At 75.4% G+C, this 21,335-nt stretch carries 24 protein-coding genes and 1 pseudogene; 14 read left to right on the top strand and 11 right to left on the bottom strand.

Going from position 1 to position 21,335, the window contains the following annotated elements:
* The first annotated feature begins 2 nt into the window (after window positions 1-2).
* Window positions 3-398 carry a hypothetical protein gene (locus ACI79O_RS09075; protein ID WP_456887527.1) on the top strand — a complete coding sequence of 132 codons (396 nt, stop codon included), beginning with the start codon at window positions 3-5 and terminating at the stop codon, window positions 396-398.
* Complete coding sequence (locus ACI79O_RS09070) at window positions 385-1,674, top strand: ANTAR domain-containing protein (protein WP_456887528.1); 1,290 nt, start codon at window positions 385-387, stop codon at window positions 1,672-1,674. Before ACI79O_RS09075 ends, ACI79O_RS09070 begins: the two co-directional genes overlap by 14 nt.
* On the opposite strand, the gene ACI79O_RS09065 is transcribed toward ACI79O_RS09070, so the two are convergent.
* From ACI79O_RS09065 to ACI79O_RS09055, 3 genes are all read right to left on the bottom strand, one after another.
* Window positions 1,646-3,574: a CheR family methyltransferase gene (locus ACI79O_RS09065; protein ID WP_456913933.1), complete on the bottom strand. Its 1,929-nt coding sequence runs from the start codon at window positions 3,572-3,574 to the stop codon at window positions 1,646-1,648. The two genes, ACI79O_RS09070 and ACI79O_RS09065, sit on opposite strands and share 29 nt — an antisense overlap.
* A 4-nt stretch (window positions 3,575-3,578) precedes the next feature.
* Window positions 3,579-4,601: a chemotaxis protein CheB gene (locus ACI79O_RS09060; protein WP_456913932.1), complete on the bottom strand. Its 1,023-nt coding sequence runs from the start codon at window positions 4,599-4,601 to the stop codon at window positions 3,579-3,581.
* 78 nt (window positions 4,602-4,679) lie between these two features.
* On the bottom strand, window positions 4,680-5,129 hold the full coding sequence (locus ACI79O_RS09055; RefSeq protein ID WP_456913931.1) for a hypothetical protein: 450 nt from the start codon (window positions 5,127-5,129) through the stop codon (window positions 4,680-4,682).
* 204 nt (window positions 5,130-5,333) lie between these two features.
* On the opposite strand from ACI79O_RS09055, the gene ACI79O_RS09050 reads away from it, so the two are divergent.
* From ACI79O_RS09050 to ACI79O_RS09030, 5 genes are all read left to right on the top strand, one after another.
* Window positions 5,334-6,014 carry an ATP-binding protein gene (locus ACI79O_RS09050; RefSeq protein ID WP_456887532.1) on the top strand — a complete coding sequence of 227 codons (681 nt, stop codon included), beginning with the start codon at window positions 5,334-5,336 and terminating at the stop codon, window positions 6,012-6,014.
* 246 nt (window positions 6,015-6,260) lie between these two features.
* Window positions 6,261-6,992, top strand: coding sequence for a hypothetical protein (locus ACI79O_RS09045; protein ID WP_456913930.1), 732 nt, complete (start codon window positions 6,261-6,263; stop codon window positions 6,990-6,992).
* A 64-nt stretch (window positions 6,993-7,056) separates the two neighbouring features.
* Window positions 7,057-7,728 (top strand): chemotaxis protein CheB, encoded by a 672-nt coding sequence (locus ACI79O_RS09040; RefSeq protein ID WP_456913929.1) that lies wholly within the window; start codon window positions 7,057-7,059, stop codon window positions 7,726-7,728.
* Window positions 7,729-7,782: 54 nt separating this feature from the next.
* Entirely contained in the window at window positions 7,783-8,508 is a 726-nt protein-coding gene (locus tag ACI79O_RS09035; protein ID WP_456887535.1) for a Crp/Fnr family transcriptional regulator, read from the top strand.
* A 124-nt stretch (window positions 8,509-8,632) separates the two neighbouring features.
* Complete coding sequence (locus ACI79O_RS09030; RefSeq protein ID WP_456887536.1) at window positions 8,633-9,199, top strand: dihydrofolate reductase family protein; 567 nt, start codon at window positions 8,633-8,635, stop codon at window positions 9,197-9,199.
* A 62-nt stretch (window positions 9,200-9,261) separates the two neighbouring features.
* Here the strand turns inward: ACI79O_RS09030 and ACI79O_RS09025 are convergent, their stop codons facing one another.
* Window positions 9,262-10,440 (bottom strand): MFS transporter, encoded by a 1,179-nt coding sequence (locus ACI79O_RS09025; protein WP_456887537.1) that lies wholly within the window; start codon window positions 10,438-10,440, stop codon window positions 9,262-9,264.
* A gap of 255 nt (window positions 10,441-10,695) precedes the next feature.
* Here ACI79O_RS09025 and ACI79O_RS09020 point away from each other — a divergent pair, with 255 nt between their 5' ends.
* The 6 genes from ACI79O_RS09020 to ACI79O_RS08995 all read left to right on the top strand — a co-directional run bounded on the left by ACI79O_RS09020 (window position 10,696) and on the right by ACI79O_RS08995 (window position 15,356).
* On the top strand, window positions 10,696-11,664 hold the full coding sequence (locus tag ACI79O_RS09020; protein WP_456913928.1) for an AraC-like ligand-binding domain-containing protein: 969 nt from the start codon (window positions 10,696-10,698) through the stop codon (window positions 11,662-11,664).
* Between the two features lie 161 nt (window positions 11,665-11,825).
* Window positions 11,826-13,061: an acyl-CoA dehydrogenase family protein gene (locus ACI79O_RS09015; protein WP_456913927.1), complete on the top strand. Its 1,236-nt coding sequence runs from the start codon at window positions 11,826-11,828 to the stop codon at window positions 13,059-13,061.
* Window positions 13,062-13,241: 180 nt separating this feature from the next.
* Window positions 13,242-13,730 (top strand): STAS domain-containing protein, encoded by a 489-nt coding sequence (locus ACI79O_RS09010; RefSeq protein WP_456913926.1) that lies wholly within the window; start codon window positions 13,242-13,244, stop codon window positions 13,728-13,730.
* Window positions 13,711-14,484: a GAF domain-containing protein gene (locus ACI79O_RS09005; RefSeq protein WP_456887541.1), complete on the top strand. Its 774-nt coding sequence runs from the start codon at window positions 13,711-13,713 to the stop codon at window positions 14,482-14,484. Before ACI79O_RS09010 ends, ACI79O_RS09005 begins: the two co-directional genes overlap by 20 nt.
* A gap of 17 nt (window positions 14,485-14,501) precedes the next feature.
* Window positions 14,502-14,912 carry a hypothetical protein gene (locus ACI79O_RS09000; RefSeq protein ID WP_456887542.1) on the top strand — a complete coding sequence of 137 codons (411 nt, stop codon included), beginning with the start codon at window positions 14,502-14,504 and terminating at the stop codon, window positions 14,910-14,912.
* Window positions 14,913-15,119: 207 nt separating this feature from the next.
* Window positions 15,120-15,356 (top strand): hypothetical protein, encoded by a 237-nt coding sequence (locus ACI79O_RS08995; protein WP_456887543.1) that lies wholly within the window; start codon window positions 15,120-15,122, stop codon window positions 15,354-15,356.
* Window positions 15,357-15,413: 57 nt separating this feature from the next.
* Here ACI79O_RS08995 and ACI79O_RS08990 read toward each other — a convergent pair whose 3' ends face one another.
* The 4 genes from ACI79O_RS08990 to trhA form a co-directional block, all read right to left on the bottom strand.
* Window positions 15,414-16,097: an ANTAR domain-containing protein gene (locus tag ACI79O_RS08990; RefSeq protein WP_456913925.1), complete on the bottom strand. Its 684-nt coding sequence runs from the start codon at window positions 16,095-16,097 to the stop codon at window positions 15,414-15,416.
* A gap of 226 nt (window positions 16,098-16,323) precedes the next feature.
* On the bottom strand, window positions 16,324-17,049 hold the full coding sequence (locus tag ACI79O_RS08985; protein WP_456887545.1) for a GAF and ANTAR domain-containing protein: 726 nt from the start codon (window positions 17,047-17,049) through the stop codon (window positions 16,324-16,326).
* Between the two features lie 180 nt (window positions 17,050-17,229).
* On the bottom strand, window positions 17,230-18,267 hold the full coding sequence (locus ACI79O_RS08980) for an alcohol dehydrogenase catalytic domain-containing protein (RefSeq protein WP_456913924.1): 1,038 nt from the start codon (window positions 18,265-18,267) through the stop codon (window positions 17,230-17,232).
* Between the two features lie 63 nt (window positions 18,268-18,330).
* The gene (gene trhA / locus ACI79O_RS08975; RefSeq protein ID WP_456887547.1) at window positions 18,331-19,026 is read right to left on the bottom strand and encodes a PAQR family membrane homeostasis protein TrhA; all 696 of its coding nucleotides are present in this window, start codon (window positions 19,024-19,026) and stop codon (window positions 18,331-18,333) included.
* A gap of 529 nt (window positions 19,027-19,555) precedes the next feature.
* Between trhA and ACI79O_RS08970 the strand changes: the two genes are divergently transcribed.
* Window positions 19,556-19,885 (top strand): hypothetical protein, encoded by a 330-nt coding sequence (locus tag ACI79O_RS08970; protein WP_456887548.1) that lies wholly within the window; start codon window positions 19,556-19,558, stop codon window positions 19,883-19,885.
* Window positions 19,886-19,953: 68 nt separating this feature from the next.
* Here the strand turns inward: ACI79O_RS08970 and ACI79O_RS08965 are convergent, their stop codons facing one another.
* The 3 genes and pseudogenes from ACI79O_RS08965 to ACI79O_RS08955 form a co-directional block, all read right to left on the bottom strand.
* Window positions 19,954-20,223, bottom strand: a complete 270-nt coding sequence (locus ACI79O_RS08965) for a hypothetical protein (RefSeq protein ID WP_456887549.1) — start codon at window positions 20,221-20,223, stop codon at window positions 19,954-19,956.
* Window positions 20,223-20,807 carry a class I SAM-dependent methyltransferase gene (locus tag ACI79O_RS08960; protein WP_456887550.1) on the bottom strand — a complete coding sequence of 195 codons (585 nt, stop codon included), beginning with the start codon at window positions 20,805-20,807 and terminating at the stop codon, window positions 20,223-20,225. Before ACI79O_RS08960 ends, ACI79O_RS08965 begins: the two co-directional genes overlap by 1 nt.
* Window positions 20,808-21,218: 411 nt before the next feature.
* Window positions 21,219-21,335 (bottom strand): annotated as a pseudogene (locus ACI79O_RS08955) (dihydrofolate reductase family protein); the annotation flags it as partial.

Raw genomic sequence — 21,335 nt, 5'->3', positions numbered from 1 at the left:
GCGTGGAACCCGAGGACCCGGGGCGCAGGGCGGCCGAACGCGCCGCGACGGCCGCCCGCCGGACGCGGGAGCTCTCCGAGCGGCTCGCCCGCCTGACCGCCGGGGAACCGCCGGACGCCGAGGACGTCCAGGAGGCCCGGGCGCAGGCCGCGCTCGCCGCCGAGCACGCCCGCGAGTCGGCCGAGCGCGCGCGCCTGGGCCACGAGCGCGCGGCCCGCTCGCACGAGCGGACGGCGGAGGTGCACGAGTCGGCCGCGCGGGCCGGCGTCGGCGACGTCGCCGGTCACCGCAGCCGGGCGGAGGGCCACCGTTCCGCGGCCGAGGAGGACAGGCACGCCGCCGAGGAGGACGCGGCGGACGCCCGGCACGGGGAGGAGGTGCCCGGTGGCCCTGCCTGAGCCGGGACCGGCCCTGCCGCCGGCCTCCGTCGACGAGGTCCTCGCCCTGCTCGCCGACCTCGACGTCCGCGACGAGGAGCTGCAGGTCGTCTCCGAGGAGCTGCGCGCCCAGCAGGAGCAGATCGCCTCCCTGCTGGCCCGCCACGAGAGCGAGCTCCGCTGGCGCAGCCACCTCGCCGCCCTCGTGCCGCTGGGACTGGCGCTCACCGACGGCAACGGCAAGCTGCTCGAGGTCAACCCCGCGCTGGCCACGACCCTGGGCGTGGGCTTCGGCCGGCTGCACGGCAAGCCCCTGTCGGTCTTCCTGGCGCCGGCGGACACCGCCGCCTTCCGCACCGCCCTGCGCCGGCTCGCCGCGGCGGACAGCGGCGAGCAGCACCTGACGGTCACGGTCCGGCCGCGCACCGGGCCGGAGGTGCGGTCGGAGCTGTTCGGCTTCCCCGAGCGGTCCGCTGCCGCCCCGTCCGCCGCGCGGGTGCAGTGGGTGGTCGCGCCGGCCGCTCCGGAGCCGGGGCCGGACGACGGGGGCGAGCCGGGTGCGGCCGACGTCCTGGGCCTGGCCGCCGCCTTCTCCCAGCTCTCGGCGCTGCCGGTCGCCGAACCCGACCGGCAGCGGATGCTCGGCCGGATGGCCACCCTCGTGCGCAGCGCGGTCCCCGGCGCCGACTGGGTCAGTGTCGCCCTCGGCTCTCCCCTGGACCCCCAGCGGCTGGGCAGCGACTCGGCGGAGGCCCAGGACTTCGACGGCCGGCAGGTGCAGGTCCAGGAGGGCCCCTGTCTGGACGCGCACGCCACCGGGCGGCCGGTGACCACCCCGGACGTGACGGCCGACGAGCGCTGGCCGCGGTTGGCCGCGGCCAGCGGCTCCGCCGCCGTGCGCAGCGTCCTCGCCGTCCCCGTCCTGGACGGCGACGAGAGCATCGGCGTCATCAACATCTACGGGGCCCGGCCGCACGCCTTCGGGCCCGCGAACCGGCGCATCGGCGAGCTGGCGGCCGCCGCGGCGACCGGGGTGCTGCAGAGCGTCGGCGAGCGGGAGTCGCTGCGCACCCTCGCCGCGCACCTGGAGCGCGCGCTGACCTCCCGGGCCGTCATCGACCAGGCCAAGGGGGTGCTGATGGCCCGCCTGGGCGTGGACGCCGACGAGGCGTTCGCCCGGCTGGTGACCCTGAGCTCCCACCTCAACGTGAAGCTGCGCGACCTGGCGCGGCTCGTCGTCGAGGGCGACCGGGACGTGATCGCCCGGATCAGCGCTCGCTCGGGTCCATCACGATGACCGCGCCGCCGCGCTCGCCGGTCCGCTGGAAGAAGGCGCTGACGGTGACCCGCACGTGGACCGGCCGGCCTCGCCGGTTGACGCCGTCGAGCTCGACGGTGTCGTGCGAGGGGCCCTGCTCGGCCACCTGACGGCGCAGCAGCGGGTGCAGCTGCGACACCGGCAGGCCGATGTCGAGGTTGAGCAGGTGCTGGCCCTTCACCTCGTCCTGGCGGATCCCCCAGAGGTCCTCGGCGGCGGCGTTCCAGGCCAGCACGCGCAGCGCCGGGTCGACCACGGCCACCCCGGCGCGGAAGCTGCCGAGGACGCCGGCCATGAACTCGTTGAGCGCGGTCACCTCGTCGGTGCTGCCCCGCAGCTCCTCGTTGGTCGCGTGGAGCTCGTCGTTCATCGACTGGAGCTCCTCGTTCATGGTCTCGAGCTCCTCGTTGGTCGACTGGAGCTCCTCGTTGGTGGTCTCGAGCTCCTCGACCGTGGACTGGAGCTCCTCGTTGGTGGTCTCGAGCTCCTCGTTGGTCGACTGCAGTTCCTCGTAGGCGGTCTCGAGCTGCCGGTTGGCGTACTCCAGCTCGGTCTGCAGCCTCCGGTACTGCGTCACGTCGACGAAGATGATCGTGGTGCCCAGCAGGGCGCCGCCCTCGCCGTACAGGGGGCGGACCTGGACGTCGAAGACGGTGACCTCCTGTCCCGGCCGCCGCCGCTCGACCCCGCGCAGCCAGACCGGCCGGCGCTCGGCCACCGCCTCGGCGATCGCGCCCCGCAGCTCGACCGGGCGGTAGGAGCTCTCGAGGTCCTGGAACGGGCGGCCGACGTCCCGGTCCTCGACGCCGAGCACGTGCTCGGCCTGGCGGTTGACCATCGCCACCCGCCCGTCGGCGTCGAGCGCGAGCTGGGCGGTCGGCGCCGAGAGCATGACCTCCTGCCGCAGCCGGGACAGGCTGCGCTCGTCGAACGGCGGCGCGTCGGCCGACTGTGCGGGGACCGCCGGCCGCTCCGGCGCCGGTCGCGTGCTCCGCTTGCGGAAGAACCGGCGGGTGAGGTCGACCGGGACGAAGAGCTGGTTGTGCGACAGCAGCATCTCCGCCTTGCCGAGGAACAGGACCCCCGACGGGTTGAGCGCGAAGTGCAGCCGGCCGAGGATCCGGCTCTGGGTCTCGGCGTTGAAGTACATGAGCGTGTTGCGGCACAGCAGCAGGTCGACGTGCGAGATCGGGGCGTCCTGCACCAGGTCGTTGCGTCCGAAGATCACCGAGCGGCGCAGGTCCTTGCGGAAGGTGTACCGGGCGCCGTCGGCCTGGAAGTACGTCTCGGCCTGCTCCGGGGTCAGCCCGACCAGCTCCCGCTCGGTGAACGACGCCTGCCGGGCCTGGGCCAGCGCTTCCTCGTCGACGTCCGTGGCGTAGATCTTCACCCGCTGCCGGAACTCGTCGGCCCCGAGGACGTCGGCGAGCAGGATCGCGAGGCTGTAGGCCTCCTGCCCGGACGCGCAGCCGGCGCTCCACACCCGGATCGTCGGCCCCGCCGCGGCCAGGACCTCGGGGAGGACGTCGTCGCGCAGGTGCTCCCAGGACGCGGCGTCGCGGAAGAAGCTCGTGACGTTGATCAGCACCGTGTTGAACAGCGGCGTGAACTCGTCGGGGTGGACCTCCAGGTAGTCCTGGTAGTCGCTCACCGACGAGATGCCCACGTCGGCCATCCGCCGGCGCACGCGGCGGACGAGGCTGGGCCGCTTGTAGCCGGTGAAGTCGAACCCGCGCTGCTCGCGCAGGTAGACCAGCAGGGCCTCGAAGTCGGGGTCGACGTCTCCCCCACGGTCCGCCGGCGCCTCGTCGGCCGGCAGGTCGTCCCCGTCCTCGACGCCGTTCTCGACGTCGTCGGGCCCGGGCTGCTGGTGGGTCACCGGGTCACTGCTCCCCCGCCTGCTCGGGCACGGCGGTGCCCTCGAGCTCGCCGCCGCGCAGCAGGCGACGGATCAGCAGGGCGGCGGCGTGCGCCTCGTCGTGGCGCCGGGAGAACGTGTCCGCGGTGTGCGCGTGCCCGCGCCTGCGGGCTCGGTCCCTCATGCGCAGGCTCAGCGCCGCCCGCTCCTCGAGCCCGCGCAGTGCCATCCACAGCGCCCCCTCCAGGGCCTCCGACTGCTCGGCGGCCAACGCCTCCGGCGACCAGGCGTGGCCCACGCGGCACCGGTACCGCTCCAGGCCGCCCTCGGTGATCGTGAACAGGGCGCCGTTGCAGGACGGGCAGCCGAAGCCCGACGGGACGCCGGGCCGGTCGTCGTCGTTCAGCGCGGCGGCATCGAACTCCGCCATCGCCGCCTCCTTGTCCATCAGCTCGGTCACGGCCGGGGGGTCCACCACGACCTCCTCGGTCACCAGGTCGAGGAGCAGGGGGCCCATCTTCGCCGCCGGGGCCACGTGGTCAACGGCGGCCTCCTCGATGGCGTGGACGGGCATGCTCGGGTAGAGCGCGTCCTCGGGGTCCTGGGCCACGCACACGCCGCCGCGCTCGCGGACGGCGATCGTCCCCGCCGTCCCGTCGTCGAGCGCCCCGGACAGGACGACCGCCACCACGCGCGGGCCGGCGGCCCGGGCCGCGGAGCGGAACAGCGCGTCCACGGCCGGACGGTGGCCGTTCTCCCGCGGTCCGCGCGAGAGCATCAGGCGGTCCTCCACGACCAGCAGGTGCTGGTCGGGAACGGCGACCGTGACCACGCCCGACCGCAGCGGGGCTCCGTCGACCGCCCGGTGGACCGGCAGCGGGCAGACCCGGCCGAGGATCTCCGGCAGCGCACTGCGTCCGGTCGACGGGATGTGCAGCACCACCAGCACCGCCGCCGGGAAGTCCACCGGCAGGGTGCCGAGCAGGGTGCGCAGCGCCTCGACGCCACCCGCCGAGGCGCCGACCACCACGAGATTACGTCGCGCCACGACCGGACTCCGTCTCCGCACCGGACCCCTCGCGAGGTCCTGCGAGCACCGTAGTGCCCCCGTCGGCTGCCGCCCCGCTCAGTGGCTGCGCCACGGCTCGGGGCCACGGACGTCGCCGGTCCGCTGGGCCGCCCGCGCCTGCTTCCGGACGTCGCGGGCATCGGCGCGGGTACGGGCGCACCGCTGGAACAGCACCGTCAGCCTGCTCGTCTGGGCACGGGTCCGCAGCACCGCGGTGGCGGTCCGGCCCAGCCCGGGATCGTCCCCGGCGAGCAGGGCGTCCAGGACGGGGGCGTCCACCGGCACGGTGTCCTCGGGCCACATCCGCAGACCGACGTCGCGGAGGGCCTCGTCGGCGACCACCGCGAGGTACCGGTCCTCCTGCTCCGGCCACACGGCCCCGGCGAGACGGGCGTCGAACTCGAACCGCGACCGGTCGCCACCCATCGCCAGGTACCGGCACCAGAGCTCACCGGCGCTCAGGCCGCTGAGCCGGCAGGCCAGCGACAGGTCATCGGGTGCCACCATGCCGCTCCGATCCCCCCTACGGGCAGTTCCCGAGCCCCTCCAGACTAGGTCCGGCGGCGCGGCTGAGCACCTCCGTGCATGCGCCCCCTCCGGCTGGGTACCGCGGCTCGGACGGAGCTGGAACAGACGGGTCCGCCGGCGTGCACCCGCGTGCGCGCGGACCGACCCGCGCCCCAGCGGAGCCCGACACGGAGGACGGGGCGCATGGGTGTGAGCGTGTGGGCGCGCCGGCCCCCGCCACGAACGACCCCCGACGGCGGGGCGGCGTGGCAGCAGCAGCCGGCCGACCTCGCCGCCCTCGCGGCGTTGCGGCGCGGACTGCGCGCGGTCCTGCGCAGCGGCGGGCTGCCCCGCGGCGCCGACGACGGTGAGCGGCTGCTGCTGGTCGTCGAGGAGCTGGCCTCCAACGCCCTGCGGCACGGCTGCCCCCCGGTGCACGTGGCCGTCACCGCCGCTCCCCTCGGCTGGCTGGTGGCCGTCGACGACGCCGCCACCGGCCGGTCGCCGGTGCCGGCGCTCGACCGCGATCCGGGACACGGCGGCATGGGCCTGTCCGTGGTCGCCCACCTCTGCGGGTCGCACGGCTGGGACGTCGGGGGGGACCACAAGACCGTGTGGGCCCGGGTGCCCTACCTCGAGCTGCTGCCCGAGGAGAGGATCCGCACGGCCACCGACCGTGCCGTCGCCCTGGCCGCCTGCCTGGTCGAGACCACGGTCCTCACGGGCCGGACCCTCGAGGCGCTGGCGGTCCGGGCGGAGGCGGCCGGCCGCACCGACGCGGCCAGGAGGTACCGCACCCGTGCGGCGCGTGCGCGGGAGGAGGCGCAGCGGGCCCGAGCGGTGGTCGAGGCGGCCGCGGGAGCACCCGGGCAGCACGCCGGCTGACCGCCGTCCCATCCGCCGCGTCCCGGCCACGAGACCCCGGCGAGCGCCGGCACCGTGCGGGACCTGCTGGCCCCGCGGACACGGGGCCGACACGCGCGACACCCCGCACCGGCCCTTGTCGACGGCCTCCGCCGGGGGAACCCTGACTGCATGGAGGGTCCCGAGGAGCGGCCCGCCCCTGGGCAGGCGCCCGGTGGCGACGCGCCCGGTTCCGCCCGGGACGCCTCCGAGCGCCTCCGGCGGGACGTGCGAGAGCTCCAGGAGCGGCTGCGCCGAGGCGCTCAGGCGGTCGCCGCCACCGAGGGGCGCATCGCCGCCACGCTCCTCGAGATGGCCGATCGGGCACTGCGGGAGACCCGGCTCGAGGACGCGCAGCGACTGTTGCGCCAGGCCGCGGCGGCGTTCCGGGGTGCGGAGCACGAGCGGCTGCGGGCGGAACGCTGGCCGGCGGCCACCGCCCCCGACGCGGAACCGGCGGGTGCCCCGCGCCGGCCGCCCGCCGGCGACCGGGTGCGGGAGGACGAGGCCCGGGACCGCGACCGGGCTGCCCGTGATCGGGACGACGCGGCCGAGCGCCGGGAGCGGGACGCTCGCCGGCGCGACGAGGAGGCCACCGGACGCGACCACCGCGCCGACCTGCGCGGCGAGGAGGCCGACCGCAGGGAGGTCGCCGCCGCCGAGGGCCGTGCCGGACGAGCGAGCCGCGCGGCACCTCCCGGGGCAGGTGGTGAACAGCGGGCCGTCGACGCCGAGGTCGAGGCGAGCCACCGGGCGTGGGCGGAGGACGACCGAGCGCAGGCCGCGGCCGACCGGGCGGCCGACGCAGCCGACCGCCGTGCCGCGGAGGACGATCGTGCGGCAGCGGCCCGGGACCGCGCGGCCGCCCGGGCCGACCGCCGCCGCGCCGCCGGCGACCGCGCCGCCGCCCGGGCCGACCGCGACGGGTCCCCCGACGCCGGACCGGTAGACCGGTCGTAGCCGCGCCACGCCGAGGACGCGCGCCGCTGTGTCAGGGACCTGACACAGGAGTACCGTCGATCGGGTGGGAACGCCGACCGCTCCCGACCGGCGCCAGGGCTTCTCCGTCGTCGTCCTGGCCGCCAGTCTCGGCGGTCCGCGGGCGCTGCGCACCGTCGTGTCGGGGTTGCCGGCCGACTTCCCCGTACCGGTCCTGGTGGTGCAGCACCGCGGTCCCGGGCACCCGGACCTGCTGACCGACCTGCTGCGCGCCTGTGCGGACCTCCCGGTGCGGACCGCCACACCGGGTCCGCTGGTCCCCGGGGTGACGGTCCTGCCGGCGGGGACCACCGCCGACCTGGCCGCGGACGGGCTGCTGACGCTGCGGTCCCACCCGACGGCGACGGCTGCGGACGCGCTCCTCCTCGGTGCGGCCGCCGCGTTCGGCCCGCGCGTGCTGGCCGTGGTGCTGACCGGCCGGTTGTCCGACGGGGCCGCAGGCGTCCGCGCGGTGCGGCGGGTGGGCGGGCGGGTGCTGGTCCAGGACCCCGAGGACGCCGAGGCGCCGGGCATGCCCAGCGCGGCACTGGCCACCGGCTGCGTCGAGCACGCCCTGCCGCTGCCGCTCGTCGCCCCCGCGCTGGTGGCGTACACGATGGCACCGGGCGCGGCGGAGTTGCTCGCCGTCCCCGTACCGCCGTGGGCCCGGCTGCCCCCCCCCGCTCGTACCGGCCTGACCCCGGTCCTCCGGGAGTAGCCTGGCCGTCCCGGAGACGACGGGAACACCGCCCGACGAATCGGGAGGCGGCCCGTGCCGACCGACAGCACCGCACCGGATCCGCGGCGCAACGTCCTGCTCGGCCTCCTGCCCGCGGACGAGTTCCGCAGGCTGGAGCCGCTCCTCGAGGTCGTCCCGCTCGACGTCCGCGACGAGGTGTACGAGGCCGGGAAGTTCATCGAGCACGTCTGGTTCCCCCTCGACGCCGTCCTGTCGGTGGTCGCCATCGTCGAGGGCGAGGCGGCCGTCGAGGTCGCCACGGTCGGCTTCGAGGGGATGTCGGGCCTGCCGGTGTTCCTGGGGACCGCCGAGAGCCCACACGACTGCTTCTGCCAGGTCGCCGGCACCGCCGCGCGCCTGGCGACCGGCGACCTGCGCCGGTTCCTCACCTCCGACGGCGCGCTGCACGACCTGCTGCACCGCTACACGCAGGCGACGATGGTGCAGCTGGCCCAGAACGTCGCCTGCAACCGCCTGCACACCACCGAGGAGCGCTGCGCCCGGTGGCTGCTGCAGACCCGCGACCGGGTGGGTGCCGACGAGTTCAGCCTCACCCAGGAGTTCCTGGCCCAGATGCTGGGCGTGCGCCGCGGCACGGTGTCCCTCACCGCCGGGGTGCTGCAGCAGGCCGGGGTCATCCGCTACACCCGCGGGCGGATCACCGTCGTCGACGTCGACGCCCTGCACGACGCGGCGTGCGACTGCTACGACGTCATCCAGGCCGAGTACCGGCGCCTCACCGCGGCTCCCGGGCTCTGACCGCCGCCGCGGCACCGGCCCCACCCGCGTCGACCCGTGGTCGGTCGGGAGCCGGCGGGACCGATGAGATCGGCTGCGTCCGCCGGTCGGAGCTCCCGGACCCAGCCGTGGACCGGGAGGACGCATGCGGAAGATCGTCGTGCAGATGATGCTGTCGCTGGACGGCTACTCCGAGGGGCCGGACTCCGACCTGAGCTGGCACCGCGTCGACGAGGACCTGCACGCGCACTTCAACGAGCACCTCGCGACCATGAGCGCCTTCCTCGAGGGCCGGGTCACCTACGAGCTGATGGAGGCGTTCTGGCCGACCGCCGACCAGGACCCGGACAACCCGCCGACCATGCGGGAGTTCGCCGGCATCTGGCGAGCGGTGCCGAAGATCGTCTTCTCCCGCACGCTGCAGGAGGTCGGCCCCAACGCCTCACTGCGGTCAGCGGTGGACCCCGAGGAGATCCGCGCACTCAAGCAGCAGCCCGGCGGGGACATGACGCTCGGCGGGGTCGACCTGGTCGAGACCTTCCGCCGGCTGGACCTCGTCGACGAGTACCGGCTCTACGTCAACCCGGTCGTCGTCGGCCGCGGCCGGCGGCTGTTCGAGACCGCTGACCACCCGACCGACCTGGAGCTGGTGGAGACCCGGCCCTTCGGCAACGGTGTCGTCCTGCTGCGCTACGCGGTCCGACGCGCGTAGGTGTCCCCGGCCACCCCGGTCGGTGTCCCCGGGTGCCACCGACGAGCGGCCGGGGCTGCCGCTCACGGGAGGGCGCCGACCCGCGAGCTGCGCACGACGTCGAGGCTCAGCGCCGCGCCGGCGCCCGCCACGAGACCGGCGAGCAGGAACGGGACGAGGAAACCACCCGTCGTCTCGGCGAGCCAGCCACCGAGCGGCGGGCCGGCGAGCTGCGCCAGGCCGAAGGCCAGGGTGCAGCGGCCGAAGGCGCCCGCGAACTCCCGCGGGGTCAGGGAGTCCGACAGGCGGGCGGCGATGACGGCCGGCAGCCCGGACATCGTCAGCCCGAACAGCAGCGCCGACGCCGAGGCGAGGGGTTCCGCGCCCAGGGGCACGAGCAGGATCGCCGCGGCCATGAGGAGGTAGCCGCCGACCAGCGTGGGACCGCGCCCCCACCGGTCCGACAGCGGCCCCAGGACGACCCCGCCGGCGACCAGCCCGACGCCGACGAGGGTGTACACCGCCGAGGCGTGGCCGGGCGAGAAGCCGGCGTCGTCCTCCAGCGCGGTGACCAGGTAGCTGGTGTAGACGGAGTAGGCCAGGCCGTAGGCGGCGTACCCGCCGGTCAGGCCGATCCACCCGGGGACCCGCCGCAGCGCGCCGGCACGGACGGGGACGTCGTCGTCACGGTGCCGGGCCGGGCGGAGCAGCAGCAGGCACAGCACGAGGGCGAGGACGGCGATCGCCGTCTCCACCAGGTACACCGTGCGCCAGGAGGCGTCCCCGCCGGCGGCCTGCAGGGACCAGGTGAGGGCGCTGGCGAGGACGATGCCGCCGCCGATGCCCGAGCCGGCGACGCCGATCGCCGCTCCGCGGCGGGCGGGCCGGACGACGGAGCCGGCCAGGCCGGGCGCCGGCACCCAGATGAAGGCGCCGCCCACGCCGGTCAGCGTGAGCCCCGCCGCCAGGGTCCCGGCGCCCTCGGCCCGGGTGAGCAGCGCCAACCCCAGCGCGCTGCAGGCCAGCCCGGCCTTGATGAGCGCCGCCGGCCGCGCGCGGCGCGACAGCGCGCTGACCGCCACGGTGCCGAGCAGGTAGGCGGTGACGTTGGCCGTGGCGACCAGCCCGGCGAGCGCGTAGGACCCGAGCAGGTCGCGGTTGATCGCCGGCAGGAGCAGGGCGTAGGAGAACCGGCCGAAGGCCTGCGCGACGGCGGAGGCGAGCGCCACGAGCAGGACGAGCCCCAGCGGACGCACCGGCACGCCGCCACCTCCGCACCGCCGACGGACGACGCCCCAGCGGCGCCGCGCCGAGTCCACCACGCGCGACGTGGGGGACGTCGAGCGCTCCCCGTCCGCGAGCGGTGTCCGACTGTCGAGGCTCGAGGACCTCGAGTCGCTCGTGCCCCGGCGCGGCCGACCCTTCCCCCCACCCGCCGCCGGCGGGAGGATCACGACCGTTGCCCCGGCCTCCGCCGGGCTGCACAGCCAGCGCACGTCACGTGGGAGGGACGGCCAGTGGCGGTCTGGGACGTCACACACCTGCCGGAGCGGGACCAGTTCGACTACTGGCACGAGGTCATCTGCCGGGCGTTCGTCCCGCTGACCCCGCGCCGCGAGACGAGCGGTCCGGGGTTCGCCGCGAAGGTCGAGACCCGGCCCCTGGTCGAGGTCAACCGGGCGCGGATCTTCTCCCAGCCGCAGGCCACCGACCACGGCCCGCGCGAGGTCGCGGCCACCGAGGGTGAGTTCTACTTCGTGAACCTCCAGCTCGCCGGGCGGTGCCACACCCTCCAGGGCGGCGAGGAGTCGGTCGTCGAGCCCGGGCAGTTCGTCGTCGTGGACACCACCGAGCCGTACCACTTCGACTTCGACACCGAGTGGCAGATGCTGTCGTTCCGGATCCCGCACCAGCAGCTGCGGTCACGGCTGGCCGGCCGGCGGCCGCGGACGGGGGTGGGCCTGGACGGCACGGGCGCCGGCGGGGCGGTCACCGCCCTCATGACGGCGCTCTGGCAGGTGGGCGAGGCCGGCGATCGGACCGCCCTGCGGGACCTGGAGCAGGCCCTGGCGTCGGCGGTCGCCGCGGCGACGGCAGCTCCCGCGGTGCGCGCCGGCGCCATCGACCGCACCGCCCTGCGGGCTGCCGTGGGGCAGCACGTGCGGGACCACCTGACCGACCGCTCCCTGTCGGTGACCACCGTCTGCCGGCGCTTCGGCATCTCCCCCCGGACCCTGCACAACGTCTTCGCCGGATCCGGGGACTCCTTCGCCGCCACGGTGCGCGCCCACCGCCTCGACCGCTGCGCCGACCTGCTCGCCGATCCGGGGCTCTCCCGGACGGTCACCGACATCGCCGCGGCGCACGGCTTCGACGACCCCACCTCGTTCAGCCGCGCCTTCCGCCGCCGCTTCGGCGCCAGTCCCCGGGACGTGCGCCGGTCGGCCACGACCGGCCCGCGCACGTCGCACGCCACCACGCGCTGAACGGCCGGTCGGGAGGCGGGCCGACGGCGTCCCGGCCACGCCCCGCGGGGTGCACGAACTGCACGGGATCCGTGCACCCGGAGCCAGGACGGCCCGGGCGAGCGGGGCGACCCTGGCCGGTGCCCCGGGCACCGCCGGGTCCGCCAGCGAGGAGCACCGCGATGACCGTGTCGTTCACCCTCACGCCCGAGCAGGAGCAGCTCAAGGCGGTCGCCCGCCGGTTCGCCGAGGAGCACCTGCGCGACCTCGCCGCCGCCGTGCGGGCGGAGCCGGATCCGCTCACCCGGGCCATGCTCGCCCGACCGGTCTTCGAGAAGGCGGTCACCGCCGGCTTCCTCAAGGGCCTGGTCCCGGTGCCGTTCGGAGGTGCGGCCTCCAGCGGGGTGGACGCGGCGATCTTCATCGAGGAGTGGGCCACCCACAGCCCGGACTTCGTCATCTCGATGGCCGGCCCGCTGATCGCCCTGGCACCGGTGTACGAGGCGGGGACCCCGGAGCAGATCGAGCGGTTCGTCGCACCCTTCCTCGTCGACCACGGTGCGCCCGTCGCCGCGATGGCCTACAGCGAGCCGGGAGGGAGTGCGAACTTCGACGCTCCCGCACCCGCCGAGGGCACCCGCACCACCGCCGTGCTCGACGGCGACGAGTGGGTGGTCAACGGGCGCAAGGCATGGGCGTCGCACCTGTCCGGGTGGGACGGCGACGGCCCCGACGTGATGACCATCGTCTGCCGCACCCCGGGCGGCATCTCCCTCGTCGTCGCCGAGCGGGCCCAGCTGGCCGGCCGGATCGAGGTGGAGGAGCACTACGACCTGGTGGGCCTGCGCGGCTGCCTGACCTCCCGGATCAGGCTGCACGACGTGCGGGTCCCGCGCGGCAACCTCATCGGCGCCGAGGGGCAGGGGGTCGCACTGACCCGGAGCGCGTTCCTCGGCAGTGGCGCCTCGATCGGCACGTTCGCGGTCGCGGCCATGCGCGCGGCCTTCGACGTCGCCCATCGCTTCGCCCTCACCGAGAAGCGGGGCGGCGCGGTCCCGATCATCGAGCACCAGGCCGTCGCCGACGTGCTCGCCGACGCCAAGGGCCGGATCGAGGCGGTGCGCCTGCTGAGCTGGCGGGCGCTGGACGCCGTGATGTCGCAGCACCCCTCCGCGCTGGAGCTGGCACTGCACGCCAAGGTCCTCGGTTCCGAGACCGGCGTCGCGGTCGTCAACGACCTGGTCAAGATCGTCGGCGTCTCGGCGTACGACCGCAGCTTCCCGCTCATGGACCTCCTCGCCGACGCGCTGGCCTACCCGATCATCGAGGGCAGCAACACCGGGGTCCGGCGTCGCCAACTGCACGACCTCCTCCGCCGGCCCGGCTACGACCCGCTGGCGGCGTCCGGCATGGCGTGAGGCCGCCCCACGGTGGTCGAGATGGTGGCCGGCCCGGACCGCCGGTGGCCGCCGGTGCCGGGGACGGGCTACCGTGACGGACGGGTCGAAACACCCGGCCCGATTCGTGCGCGCTCAGCCGTCGTGAGCCCGGCGATCGGGGCCGGCTGCCGTGGCGCGCATCCGAGTCCAGGACGTGCCGTGACGACGACCTCCCTCTCCTCACCGGAACCGGCCGTGGCCGGGCTGCTGGTGACCCTCGACCTCCCGACCCGGCGGGTCGTGCTGACCGGTGAGCTGGACCGGGCGACCTGCGGGCACCTGACCGCGGCGTGTCCGGCGCTGGCCGCCGCCGCCGCGCCGGCCTGGGTCGTGGACGTGACCGGGCTGACCTTCTGCGACGCCTCCGGGCTGCGGGCCCTGGCCGACGTCCGGCGTGCCGCCGCGGACGCCGGTGCCACGGTGGTCGTGGTCGGTGCGCGTCCGTTCGTGCGAGGGCTGCTGAGGCTGGCCGGGCTGGGCGACGTGCTGACGCCGGTCGCGCGGACCGCCCCGGCGCCGGCCGACCGCCGGACGGGCCGGGCCCCCGCTGCGCGTGGGGCAGCTCCGGAGGGGTCCGCGGCCCGCCCGGCGCGTCCTCCCCGCACCGGAGCGCTCCCAGGAGGGCGGCATGCCTCCGGTCGGGCCTGACGCGGTCACGGGGCCGGACGGGCCGAGGGGCTCGGAGGGTCCGGAGCGGCTGGCGGCCACGCTGGTGCAGATGGCCGGCCTGGTGCTGTCGCAGGAGACGGTCCGGTCGGCGGTGGAGCTGGTCACCGCGCTGGCGTCGGCGACCGCGCCGGGCACCGACGGGGCGGCGGTCACCGTCGTCGACGAGCACGGCACCCGCACGATGGCCGCGACGAGCGAGCTGGCCACGCAGGCCGACGCCCTGCAGTACTCCCTCGACGAGGGCCCGTGCCTGACCGCCTGGCGCACCGGGCAGCTCGTGCGCATCGACGACGTCGCCGGCGACCGGCGCTGGCCGGCGTGGAGCGAGCAGGCCACCCGGCTGGGCGTCCGGTCGGCGTTGAGCGCCCCGCTGGTCACCGACGGGACGTCGATCGGCGCGATCAAGCTGTACGGGCTGCAGCCGGGCCGGTTCGACGAGCACGACGAACAGGTGATGACGCTGTTCGCCCGGCAGGCGGCCATCCTGCTGGCCGCCACCCGGGACCTGTCCGGCGCCCGGGAGCTCGGCCGCCGGCTGACCGACGCCCTGGCCGGCCGGGACGTGGTCAGCCAGGCCATCGGCGTGCTGCTGGCCCGCGGCGCGCCGGACCGGGAGGTCGCCTTCGCCCGGCTGGCCGCCGCCGCCGACGGCACCGGCCGTCCGGTGCACGACATCGCCCGGGACCTCCTCGCCGCGCTCCCCCGCGGCGTCGGCGAACCGCCGACGTCCTGAGTCGACGGGCGGCCGAGGTGACGGACCAGGACCGGCACGAGCGGGTGGAGGCCGCGCGGCTGCGCGCGGAGATGACCGTCCGCGAGTTGTGGCTGCGCTACATCGCCCTCGGCGGCAACGGCGACCTGTTCGACCTCGACGCCTACCTCAACGGGCTGCTGCCGCTGGCCGACTTCGACCAGAACGTGCTCGCCGTCGCCGTCAACGAGCGGCTCGAGGAGGTGTACCGCGCGGCGCGGGTCCCGCTGGTCACCCCACTCCCCGACGCGCCCCGCGCTCCCGCGCCGGCCGCGGATCTCCGCGCCGCCATCGCCAGGCTGCTGGACCTCGACGGCGCGAGCGGGACCACGCGGCCGCAGGCGGAGGAGGCGCCACCCACCTCACCGCGGCCGGCAACCCGTCACGGGGAGGACAGCGCCACCGCCTGAGACCCGGCGCGCCCGCCACGGTGCGCGTAACGTGGCGCCCAGCGGCGACGCGGACGTGCGTCGACAGTGCGCCCAACAGCGACGCATCCGCGAGGCGGACCCTCGATCGGGGTCCCGCGGCCGAGGTCACCCCCCGGTACGTCAGACCGGAGGCCGTGGCGTGGCGAGCAGCCAGGACCCGCGACGTCCGTCGCGAGAGGGATCCCCGTGACCACCGACGCTGCGCCCCCGTTGACCGTCATCGCCTGGCGGATGGGGCGCCTGCCCGTGACCGCCCTGTGGTGGGACTACGTCAGCTGCGGCGGCAACCGTTCCCGCGCCGAGCTGGCCGACTACCTCAGCGGTGCGGGGCGCTGGTCGGACTCCGAGCACAACGTCCTGGCCCAGGCGTTGAACGAGGCCCTGTGGGACGTCGGCTGCCCGTCCCTGGCCGCGCTCCGGTAGGCCCGCTCGGGCCGCGACGGGTCGGCTGCGCGTCCCGGCCGAGTCCCGGACGCGGCCTCAGCGGCCGAGGGCGCCGGTCCGGGTGAGCTCCTCGGCGACCACGTGCAGCTTCTGGTTCGTGTCCTGACTCGTCTTCGCCAGCAGGGCGAACGCCACCTCGGCGGTGATCTTGTACCGCTCCATCAGGATGCCCTTGGCCTGGCCGATCAGGTCCCGGCTCCCCAGGGCCGTGGCGATGTGGTCGAGGTCCTGGGCGTCGGCGACCGCGATGGCGGCGTGGGCAGCGAAGAGCAGGCCGATGCGCTCGGACTCGTCGGTGAAGGCCGCCGGCCGGCGAGCCAGCAGGTTCAGCGCCCCGAGGTCGTTCTCGTGCACGAACAGCTGGAAGCACAGCATGCTGCGCACGCCCAGCTGCGCCACGGCCCTCCGGGTCAGCTCCGGCCAGCGAGGGTCGGTGGCCAGGTCGTCGACGCGCACGGTCCGCTGCTCGTACATGGCGTCCAGGCACGGACCCTGGTGTGTCTCCTGCTGCAGGTCGTCGAGGCGTCGCGCGAGCTCACCGGTGACCGCGGCCGACACCACCCGCCGCCGGGACTGCACCAGGCTGATGCTGGCCTCGTCGGCCCCCGGGATCGTCCCCCGCACGGCGGCGACGATGACCTGCATCACCGAGCTGGCGTCGGTGTGGCGCTGCATCTCCCGCGCGAGGTCGGCCAGCACCTGGGAGAGGTCCGCCCGCACGGCCTCCCCGGTGGCCTGCGAGGACGGCCGCCCACGGTGGTTCCGTCCGGCGGTCTCGGGTGTCTCGGGACGCTGCGTTCCCGGCCCCTGCCCGGGACGGGGACTGTTCTCATCCACCCCCGAACTGTGGCACGTGCGGCGGCCGACCGGAACGGACTCGCGCGAACACCCACGTCCGGTCGTCCGCACGCGGAGGACGTCGCCGGCGCCGCCGCTGCGAGCTGTCTCAGGGGCGGCTGACGCCGTCGACGATGTCCTGGGCGATGTCGCGGACCTTGCGGTTGGACCGCTGCGAGGCGGCCGCGAGCAGGTGGAAGGCCGCTGCCGCGTCGCAGCGGCGCTGGCCCATCAGGATGCCCTTGGCCTGTTCGATCACCGCCCGCGTCTGCATGGCCCGGTCCAGGTTCTCGGCGAGGTCCCGGGTGCTCTCGTAGAGGTGCATGTTGTGCACCGCCACGGCGACGTAGGAGGCGAAGGCCCGGGCGACGTCCCTGGCCTCGTCGTCGAAGGCGTCGGCCTCGACCGCGTAGAGGTTCAGCGCACCGTGCACGGCTTCCCGTACCGGTACCGGGACGGACAGGGAGCTCAGCGAGCCGCGCTCGACGCACACCCGGGCGTAGTCGGGCCAGCGCGTCTCCTCGCGGGCGTCGGTGATCTCCCGGATCTCCTCACCGACCGCCGCCTCCAGGCAGGGGCCGTAGCCGCGACCGTACTGGGACTCGTCGAGGTCGATCGCCAGCTTGCCGGTGTAGGCCGCGGTGGTGGCCCGGTCGTTGACCACCAGGCTGATCGAGGCCTCCTCGACGCCGGGTGTCACGCGCTTGGCGAGGTCGGCGACCTTCCGCAGCATCCCGTCCAGGGAGCTGTCGTCGAAGGACATCCGGCCGAGTTCGGCGAAGGCGTCGTGGACGTCCCCGGGTCCGGGCGGCGGCTGGTCGTGGTCGGTGCTCATCGCGGTCCGCTCCGTCGGGCCCGGCTGGTCGACGAGGGGTCGCGACCCCGGGACGGGCCGCCCTGGCGGGTGGCCCGTGATCCGCCAGGCCGGCTGCACGACCCGTCCGGAGCCGCCGGCGCGGCTCCGTCAGCAACGTACCCGGCCGCCGTGTCGTCGTGCCCGGGCTCCCGGCCCGCGTCAGCGGGCGGGGTCGACCACGGTCATGCCGGCGACCGCCGCCCGGTCGAACACGGGCAGCAGGGCGGCGGCCTCCTCCAGGCCGATGGTGCGTTCGACCAGCCGCTGCGGCTGCAGCGAACCGCGCTCCACGAGCGCCATCATCGGCGGGTAGTCGGCCGCGGCCATCCCGTGGCTGCCCAGCAGGTCCAGTTCCCAGCCGATCGCCCGCGCCATCGGGACCCGCGGGTGACCGTCGACCGGCGGCAGCAGCCCGACCTGCACGTGCCGCCCCCGCCGGCGCAGGCTCAGGATCGAATCCGCGCAGGTCTGCTCGCTCCCCACGGCGTCGACGGCGACGTGGCTGCCGCCGCGGGTCAGGTCCACGACGGCCGCCGGGACGTCGCGACCGTCGGCGTGCACGGTGTGCTCCGCGCCGAGATCGGCGGCCACGGCGAGGGCCTCGGGGTTGCGGTCCACCGCCACCACCCGGGCCCCCAGCGAGCGGGCGATCGCCACAGCGCTCAGGCCGACGCCACCCGCGCCCACCACGGTGACCCACTCCCCCTCGCCGACCCGCGCGCGACCGACCAGGGCGCGGTAGGCCGTGGCGAACCGGCACCCCAGCGCGGCCGCGGCGATGGGGTCGACCCCGTCCGGGATGCGCACCAGGTTGGTGTCGGCCGCGTGCAGGGCGACGTACTCGGCGAAGGACCCCCAGTGGGTGAAGCCCGGCTGCTGCTGGTCCGGGCAGACCTGGGCCTCCCCGGCCCGGCACCACTCGCAGCGTCCGCAGCCGCAGACGAAGGGGACGGTCACCCGGTCACCGGGGCGCCAGCGGGTGACGCCGGCACCGACCTCGACCACCACCCCGGCGAGCTCGTGCCCCGGCACGTGCGGGAACACGACCTCGTCGTGTCCGGCCCAGGCGTGCCAGTCGCTGCGGCACACGCCCGTGGCCGTCACCCGCAGCACCACCCCGCCGGGCGGGGCGGTGGGCTCGGGCACCTCCCGCACCTGGGGCCGGGCCCGGACCGAGTCGACGACGACGGCGCGCACCGGCACATGCTGTCAGGCGTCCGCGCCGGGACCCGGTGAGCCGCCGGGGTGGAGCGACCCGCCTCACGCGACGAGCAGCCCGATGGCCACGAAGTGGCAGGTGGCGGCGGCGCAGACGAAGGCGTGGAAGACCTCGTGGTAGCCGAACACCGTCGGGAACGGGTCGGGTCGGCGGCGGTGGTAGGCGACGGCTCCTGCGATGTAGAGCAGCCCGCCGACGACGACGAGCACCGCGGCGGCGACACCGCCGTCGGTCCACAGGGCGGGCAGGGCGAGCGCGTTGACCACTCCCAGCCCGATGAACGCCCCGCCGACGAGCCACTCGGGTGCGTCCATGTGGGCCAGGCGGACCCCGATCCCCACCGCGGTGAGCGACCACAGCAGGACCAGGAGCACCAGGCCGTGGCTGCCGCCAGCGGCGAGCAGCAGCACGGGAGTGGCCGTACCGGCGATCAGCAGGAAGATCATCACGTGGTCGGCCCGCTGCAGGACGCGGCCGGCGACCGGACCCCAGACACCCCGGTGGTAGAGGGCGCTGACGCCGAACAGGCCGCTGAGGCAGCCGGTGTAGACCGCGACACCGACCACCTGCCTGGTCCCCTGGGCGGCGACCTGGAGCAGCGTCCCCGCGACCAGCGATGCGAGGAACCACAGCAGGTGCAGCCAGCCGCGCAGCAGGGGTCGGACGTACTGCACGCCGCGCCGGGCGTCGTAGTGCCACGTCACGCCCGCGCTCAGCTGCCCGTCCGTCCGGCTCACCTCCCCGGTCATCGGACCACTCGGCGGTCGTCCCGCCGGACCGGGCGCCCGGTGCCCGCGCCGGGCCTCCGCGACGTCGACGGCGGTCGGCCGCTCGGAGTGCGACGACTGGGCGGTCCCTCCCGCCGCCGGCACACGTCCGCGCCGGGGTGCACGGGCCGGGGACCTCGACCGGCGGACACCGACGACCACTCGGTCACCGGGACCGCCAGGTGGCCCCCATCCGGCACGCAGGTGTCCCGGGTGATCCGCTCGCCGGCCATGTCGCTCCCGGCCGGGATGTGCATCCCGGCGACGCGGGGTGGCCATCGCCACTGGTCTCGTGCCAGGCGGACCCCTCTGTGCGCAGCCGTCCTACCCGCTCGGGAGACCTGTGAATCCCGCCACCGCCTGCTGCCGCTCAGCGCCTGACGGTTCCTCGGCAGGCGCCGTAGCGACCCTTCGCTGGGAAGCCGGGTCAGGGACGTGTCCCTGAACGGCCCACTCCGGAACAGCTCCCGGGGGTTGCTCGGTGCAGGACCATCCCCACGTGGACGAGGTCACAGCACCGGACCTGCGTGGACTCAAGCCTGATGACGCGAGGCTCGTCTGTTACGAGCGAGACCTCGCGTTGAACATCGTCGTCGATGACTCGGTCGAGGTGTGTGGGATCGACTCGTCGCGCGCACGCATCACCGAGCAGGAGCCGACCCCTGGCAGCCGCACCGGTTCCAACGGTGTCGTCGCCTGGCTCGGCATCGTGGACGACGGCCCTGAGGTGGGGGTCCGAGAGCCTCGACGGCCGCCCCCGTCGCTGCACTCGCCGGGAGCGGCCCGCGACGATGGCCCAGCGCCCGGCAGCGCCAGCGGCGACTGGTAGTCCCTGGCCGCACGCGTTCTTGAAGCCGCCCCCGCGGTGAGTCTGGCCGCTGTCCCCGAGCGGCCCGCTCACGGCGGCGGCTCGGAGGGGCCCCACACCGACCCGTCCCAGCGGAACGTCCGACCGCCGGGACCTTCCCACAGGTCGCCGATCTCAGGTGGGTCCCGGTCCGGCACGATCGGGATCACCACGCCCTCGTCCTCGGCAGGGTCGAGCACGTGCAGGTCCTCCCCCGGGGTGTAGGTCCGGCGGCCGTGGCGCAGGTCGTCCACCAGGCCGGCCAGCCGGTCCCAGGCACCGTCGGTCACCAGGTCGTTGATCTCGCACCGGATGCACATCAGGGCTCCTCGGCTGTGCCTGCGCCCCAGTAGAAGGGGCCGCTGCCCGCCCTGACCGTGACGTCCCAGCCCAGGTCTCGGAGGCGTGCCTCGAGATCCGCGGGCTGGTGGGGGACCTTCACGGCGCGGTACGCGGTCCCGTCCCTGAGACGACGTTCGATGACGGAGGACTCCTCGCCGTGGACGAGCTCCGCGGGCGTTCGGGCGTTGTCGTCGACGAAGAACACACGCCCGCCGGGCCTCAGACAGTCGCGGACCATCACCCAGAACTGCTCGAACCGGTGCAGTGGAACGTGGGAGAGCCAGAAGCCGAAGAAGACGACGTCGAACTCGTGCTGAGGCCTCCACGCGAAGAGGTCCGCCTGCACGAAGCGGACCCGCGCCGCGCCGACGCGGGCCCGGGCGCGGGCCAGCATCTCCGGAGAGGCGTCCACGGCCGTGACGGTCCCAGCGGTACGGAGCAGCTGCTCGGTCCAGACACCGGGGCCGCAGGCGAGCTCCAGGACGTCACCGGCCGGGCCGAACCGTTCCAGTGCCTCGGCCAGCTCGCGCGCAGCGTCCTCGTCCACGGCGTACTCGTCCACCGCCGCGCTGTAGTAGGCGGCCTGCTCTGCCAGCAGGTCGTCATCACCGTCCAACCGCTCAGTCTCGTGCAACCACCCTCCCGGCACCCTCGAGCGTGGGGACCGGACACCTGAGCTCGGTGGACGAGCGCGTGACGGCCCGGTCGGCGAGCACCGGGACGACGGGCAATCCGCCCCTCGAGGGTGTCCTCGAGACCGGCCTCCGTCCCGGAGCGGCCCACTGGGGGACACGCCTCGAGGCCGAGGGAGTTGCCGGGTCCGAAGCGGCGCTGTGACAGGAGATGGCGGAGCTCAGGTGCCGCGGAGCGGCTGCACCTGCCGGCTCACGCTCAGGACCCACGCGGGAGTCCCAGGCCGGTCGACCGCGGTCTGTGGTCCTGGCGGCGGTCCGGACAGCCGGGCGGGGCGACGTCACGCAGGGGCACCGAGCGGCGGGTGCTCGAGCACGCGCGGCTTGTACTCGACCAGCTGGATGCGGCCGTCGAAGGTGCGGTGCTCGATCATCTCGAGGGCGACGTCCGGATAGCC

Source organism: Geodermatophilus sp. SYSU D00696 (assembly GCF_054050235.1).
The sequence above is the reverse complement of the archived record's forward strand: the minus strand, read 5'-3'. Positions and strand labels throughout refer to the sequence as shown.